Here is a 3041-nt window from a genome sequence, read left to right as displayed (position 1 = left end):
TCCAACGCGACCATTCCTGAGGTGGGATGGTCGGTCGAGATGTGCAGCACCGAGTACTCGGCGGGTTCGAGCTGCCCCATCGCGAGGAATGCGGTCGTCGGTGGCGTATTGGTGGCGCGCGACAGCTCTTCGATCAGGTCGGGGATGACCGGACCGTGGCTGCACAGCACGACGGTGGTGCCTTTCCGTACGCGCTTGGCGATGACGGTCGCCGCGTCTGAGGTCCCGGCCTCCCAGAAGTCCTGGCTGATGGCATCCGACGGCGTGACGTCGAGGGCGGTGAGGCGCGCCAGCGGCGCGACGGTGGCCAGGCACCTCGCGGCCGTGCTGGAGATGATCTTGCGCGGACGGTAGGCGGCGAGCCCGAGGGCGACGCTGGCGGCCTGGGCGGTGCCGCGCTCGAGCAGGGGGCGGGTGGCATCCTGCCCGTCCCAGGATTCTGGCGGAACCGCCTTGCCGTGCCGCAGGACGATGACCGCGAACGTGCGTGCCCGCCCTTCGGCGTAGCGCTGGGCGAAGGCATCCACGATTTCGACGTCGTGTGGGTAGCTCAGCAGCTTGGCCGCCTTGTTGAGGGAGACCCACTCGAGGCTGGCGATCTCGGCGTTCGGCCGGAACGTCGATGCGGCTATCGCTTTCTTTCGCACCTCGGCCGACCAGTAGTAGACGATCTTCTGCCTACCGCTCGGGAGCGGGTACTCGACCGTTCCGATGGGCGCGCCGAGGCCCACGACGAGTCCGGTTTCTTCGGAGATTTCGCGGACGGCCGTCTCTGGCAGCGTTTCGCCCGGATCGACTTTGCCTTTCGGCAGGGAGACGTCTTTGTGCTGCGTGCGACGAACGAGCAGGATGCGCACCTTGCCGCCGACGACCCGCCAGACGACGGCGCCTGCGGCGAGGACCGGTTCGGATGCCAGCGTCGTCATCGCAGCTTGCTCGATCGTTTGCGGCCGGAAATCTCCAACGCGATGACCTCCTGGCTGTCTGCGAGCGGTTTGCCGTCCTCGCCCGTGGCGTGATGGGTCCAGACGCCCGTTCCGTCGAGCCACCATGAGGCGGTTGTCTCCGCGAGGGACAGCTCGAACATGCTGTCGATCTGCTCCAGGTGTTCCGGCAGAGTGAGTCGGACGAGCGCCTCGACCCGGCGGTCGAGGTTGCGGTGCATCATGTCGGCGCTGCCGATGAAGACCTGCGGGTCACCTCCGTTGACGAAGCTGAAGACCCGCGAGTGCTCGAGGAACCGCCCGAGGATGGAGCGCACGCGAATATTCTCGCTGTACCCCTCCTGTCCCGGTTTGAGCGAGCAGATGCCGCGAACCACGATGTCGATCGGCACCCCGGCGTTGCTCGCCCGGTAGAGCGCGTCGATGATCGCCTCGTCGACGATGGCGTTGACTTTGATGCGGATGCCCGATGGCAGCCCTTTGCGCGCGTTGCTGGCCTCCTGCTGGATGCGCTTGAGCAGGCCCTTGCGGAGGTGGAGCGGCGCGACGAGCAGCCGCTTGAACTTCTTCTCGATGGCGTACCCGGAGAGTTCGTTGAACAGCCGGGTGAGGTCTTTGCCGACGGTGTCGCTGTCGGTGAGCAGCCCGAAGTCTTCGTAGATCCGGCTGGTCTTCGGGTTGTAGTTGCCGGTTCCGATGTGGCTGTAGTGCTTGAGGGCGCCGTTCTTCTCCTGGCGCACCACGAGCGCGAGCTTGCAGTGCGTCTTCAGCCCGACGAGCCCGTAGACCACGTGGACGCCGGCCTTTTCGAGCTTGCGGGCCCAGCTGATGTTGGCGGTCTCGTCGAATCGCGCTTTGATCTCCACCAGCGCGAGCACCTGCTTGCCGGCTTCCGCAGCGTCAATGAGCGCTTCGACGATGGGGCTGTCGCCGCTGGTGCGGTACAGCGTCTGCTTGATGGCCAGCACGTTCGGGTCTGCGGCGGCCTGCTCGAGGAACGTCTGCACGCTGGTGGCGAATGACTCGTAGGGGTGGTGAAGCAGGATGTCGTTGCGCGTGATCGACGCGAAGATGTCCGGCACTTCGGTCGGGTCGGTCGGCACGAGCCCCGTGCTGGTCGACGGAAGGCGCTTGGGGTATTTCAGGGCGGGCCGGTCGATCTTGAAGACCTCGAAGAGTCCGCCGAGGTTGAGCGGCGCAGGGAGCTTGTAGACCTCCTGCTCGGTGATGTCGAGCTCCTGCATGAGCAGGTCGAGCGTCATGGCATCCATGTCGTCGCTGATTTCGAGACGGATGGGCGGCCCGAAGCGCCGACGGAGCAGGCCCTTCTCCAGCGCCTGAATGAGGTTCTCGGACTCGTCCTCTTCGATTTCGACGTCTTCGTTGCGGGTGACGCGGAACTCGTGGTGCTCGAGGATCTGCATTCCGGGGAACAGCTCTTCGAGGTGATTGGAGATGAGATCTTCGAGGGGGATGAAGCGCAGGCGGCCCGAGCCGTCATCCGGGAGCTGCACGAACCGGGGGAGCAGCGGCGGCACCTTGATGCGTGCGAACTCGACGCGCGACGTTTTGGGGTTACGCACCCGCACCGACAGGTTGAGCGACAGGCCAGAGATATAGGGGAAGGGATGGGCTGGGTCCACCGCGAGCGGCATGAGCACGGGGAAGATCTGCCGGGAGAAGATGTCGTCGAGCAACGCGCGGTCAGCCTCGACGAGGTCGGCCCAGGTCTCGATGTGGACGTCGGCCGCGTCCAGCAGCGGTTTTACGAGGTCTCGGAACGCGTGGGCGTGCCTGTCCTGGAGTTCGTGCGCCACCCGTCCGATGTCGGCCAGAACCTGGCCAGGGCTGCGACCGACGTTGGTCGGAACAGCCAGCCCGGTCGCAATGCGCCGCTTGAGCCCCGCAACCCGCACCATGAAGAACTCGTCGAGGTTGCTCGCAAAAATCGCCAGGAAGTTCACGCGCTCGAGCAGCGGAACGTTGTCGTCTTCAGCGAGCTCAAGCACCCGCTGGTTGAACGACAGCCAGCTCAGCTCGCGGTCGAGGTAGCGGTCGGGGGGCAGCGTGCCGTCGTCCTCAGACGACGACTCGTCG

2 protein-coding genes are annotated in these 3041 nt (G+C 65.6%); both read right to left on the bottom strand.

Annotated features, from left to right (window positions below):
• Nucleotides 1–926 (bottom strand): NUDIX hydrolase (locus JWR61_RS28110; RefSeq protein WP_301930966.1); only part of this gene is annotated, 926 nt, incomplete at its 3' end.
• On the bottom strand, nt 923–3041 hold a 2119-nt coding region (locus JWR61_RS28105), incomplete at its 5' end, for an RNA degradosome polyphosphate kinase (protein ID WP_301930965.1). The genes JWR61_RS28105 and JWR61_RS28110, both read right to left, overlap by 4 nt.

This window comes from Ferruginibacter sp., assembly GCF_028288465.1.
Lineage (GTDB): Bacteria > Bacteroidota > Bacteroidia > Chitinophagales > Chitinophagaceae > Ferruginibacter.
Note: the sequence above shows the minus strand (reverse complement) of the source record. Positions and strands in the feature narration are given on the sequence as shown.